This window comes from Streptomyces sp. WELS2 (assembly GCF_013870595.1).
Taxonomy (GTDB): domain Bacteria; phylum Actinomycetota; class Actinomycetes; order Streptomycetales; family Streptomycetaceae; genus Streptomyces.
Genome location: NZ_JACBWZ010000725.1, coordinates 1 through 3,167 on the forward strand (window position 1 = coordinate 1; position 3,167 = coordinate 3,167).

General features: G+C 57.3%; 1 rRNA gene. It reads left to right on the top strand.

The window, feature by feature from the left end:
• Positions 1 to 56: 56 nt before the first annotated feature.
• Positions 57 to 3,167: ribosomal RNA gene (locus H5J33_RS28805) — 23S ribosomal RNA — on the top strand; the annotation flags it as partial.

Genomic DNA, 3,167 nt, shown 5'->3' on the forward strand with positions numbered 1-3,167 from the left:
GGGTGATGGGTGGCTGGTCGTTGTTTGAGAACTGCACAGTGGACGCGAGCATCTGTGGCCAAGTTTTTAAGGGCGCACGGTGGATGCCTTGGCACCAGGAACCGATGAAGGACGTGGGAGGCCGCGATAGTCCCCGGGGAGTCGTCAACCAGGCTTTGATCCGGGGGTTTCCGAATGGGGAAACCCGGCAGTCGTCATGGGCTGTCACCCTTGCCTGAACACATAGGGCAAGTGGAGGGAACGCGGGGAAGTGAAACATCTCAGTACCCGCAGGAAGAGAAAACAACCGTGATTCCGGGAGTAGTGGCGAGCGAAACCGGATGAGGCCAAACCGTATGCGTGTGAGACCCGGCAGGGGTTGCGTATGCGGGGTTGTGGGATCTCTCTTCCACGGTCTGCCGGCCGTGGGACGAGTCAGAAACCGTTGATGTAGGCGAAGGACATGCGAAAGGTCCGGCGTAGAGGGTAAGACCCCCGTAGTCGAAACGTCAGCGGCTCGTTTGAGAGACACCCAAGTAGCACGGGGCCCGAGAAATCCCGTGTGAATCTGGCGGGACCACCCGCTAAGCCTAAATATTCCCTGGTGACCGATAGCGGATAGTACCGTGAGGGAATGGTGAAAAGTACCGCGGGAGCGGAGTGAAATAGTACCTGAAACCGTGTGCCTACAAGCCGTGGGAGCGTCGGAACGAGGCTTGCCTTGTTCTCGTGACTGCGTGCCTTTTGAAGAATGAGCCTGCGAGTTTGCGGTGTGTTGCGAGGTTAACCCGGGTGGGGAAGCCGTAGCGAAAGCGAGTCCGAATAGGGCGATTCAGTAGCACGCTCAAGACCCGAAGCGGAGTGATCTAGCCATGGGCAGGTTGAAGCGGAGGTAAGACTTCGTGGAGGACCGAACCCACCAGGGTTGAAAACCTGGGGGATGACCTGTGGTTAGGGGTGAAAGGCCAATCAAACTCCGTGATAGCTGGTTCTCCCCGAAATGCATTTAGGTGCAGCGTCGTGTGTTTCTTGCCGGAGGTAGAGCACTGGATAGGCGATGGGCCCTACCGGGTTACTGACCTTAGCCAAACTCCGAATGCCGGTAAGTGAGAGCGCGGCAGTGAGACTGTGGGGGATAAGCTCCATGGTCGAGAGGGAAACAGCCCAGAGCATCGACTAAGGCCCCTAAGCGTACGCTAAGTGGGAAAGGATGTGGAGTCGCAGAGACAACCAGGAGGTTGGCTTAGAAGCAGCCACCCTTGAAAGAGTGCGTAATAGCTCACTGGTCTAGTGATTCCGCGCCGACAATGTAGCGGGGCTCAAGCGTACCGCCGAAGTCGTGTCATTGCAGCATGTACTCCCAACGGAGGCTGTGATGGGTAGGGGAGCGTCGTCTGCCGGGTGAAGCGGCACTGGAAGGTAGTCGTGGACGGTTGACGAGTGAGAATGCAGGCATGAGTAGCGATACAAACGTGAGAAACGTTTGCGCCGATTGACTAAGGGTTCCTGGGTCAAGCTGATCTGCCCAGGGTAAGTCGGGACCTAAGGCGAGGCCGACAGGCGTAGTCGATGGATAACCGGTTGATATTCCGGTACCCGCTGTGAAGCGTCAAACATCGAATCCAGTGATGCTAAGGCCGTGAAGCCGCCCTGGAGCCTTCGGGCAAAGGGGAGTGGTGGAGCCGCTGACCCAAGTTGGTAGTAGGTGAGTGATGGGGTGACGCAGGAAGGTAGTCCATCCCGGGCGGTGGTTGTCCCGGGGTAAGGGTGTAGCCCGAGTGGTAGGCAAATCCGCCACTCATGCAGGGTGAGACCTGATGCCGAGCCGATTGTGGTGAAGTGGATGATCCTATGCTGTCGAGAAAAGCCTCTAGCGAGTTTCATGGCGGCCCGTACCCTAAACCGACTCAGGTGGTCAGGTAGAGAATACCGAGGCGTTCGGGTGAACTATGGTTAAGGAACTCGGCAAAATGCCCCCGTAACTTCGGGAGAAGGGGGGCCACGCCTGGTGAGAACACTTGCTGTTCGAGCTGGGGGTGGCCGCAGAGACCAGCGAGAAGCGACTGTTTACTAAAAACACAGGTCCGTGCGAAGCCGTAAGGCGATGTATACGGACTGACGCCTGCCCGGTGCTGGAACGTTAAGGGGACCGGTTAGCTCACTTTCGGGTGGGCGAAGCTGAGAACTTAAGCGCCAGTAAACGGCGGTGGTAACTATAACCATCCTAAGGTAGCGAAATTCCTTGTCGGGTAAGTTCCGACCTGCACGAATGGCGTAACGACTTCTCGACTGTCTCAACCATAGGCCCGGTGAAATTGCACTACGAGTAAAGATGCTCGTTTCGCGCAGCAGGACGGAAAGACCCCGGGACCTTTACTACAGTTTGATATTGGTGTTCGGTTCGGCTTGTGTAGGATAGCTGGGAGACTGTGAAGCTCGCACGCCAGTGTGGGTGGAGTCGTCGTTGAAATACCAGTCTGGTCGTGCTGGATGTCTAACCTGGGTCCGTGATCCGGATCAGGGACAGTGTCTGATGGGTAGTTTAACTGGGGCGGTTGCCTCCTAAAGGGTAACGGAGGCGCCCAAAGGTTCCCTCAGCCTGGTTGGCAATCAGGTGTTGAGTGTAAGTGCACAAGGGAGCTTGACTGTGAGACCGACGGGTCGAGCAGGGACGAAAGTCGGGACTAGTGATCCGGCGGTGGCTTGTGGAAGCGCCGTCGCTCAACGGATAAAAGGTACCCCGGGGATAACAGGCTGATCTTCCCCAAGAGTCCATATCGACGGGATGGTTTGGCACCTCGATGTCGGCTCGTCGCATCCTGGGGCTGGAGTCGGTCCCAAGGGTTGGGCTGTTCGCCCATTAAAGCGGTACGCGAGCTGGGTTTAGAACGTCGTGAGACAGTTCGGTCCCTATCCGCTGTGCGCGTAGGAGTCTTGAGAAGGGCTGTCCCTAGTACGAGAGGACCGGGACGGACGAACCTCTGGTGTGCCAGTTGTTCTGCCAAGGGCATGGCTGGTTGGCTACGTTCGGGAGGGATAACCGCTGAAAGCATCTAAGCGGGAAGCCTGCTTCGAGATGAGGACTCCCACCCACTTGATGGGGTAAGGCTCCCAGTAGACGACTGGGTTGATAGGCCGGATCTGGAAGCACGGTAACGTGTGGAGGTGACCGGTACTAATAGGCCGAG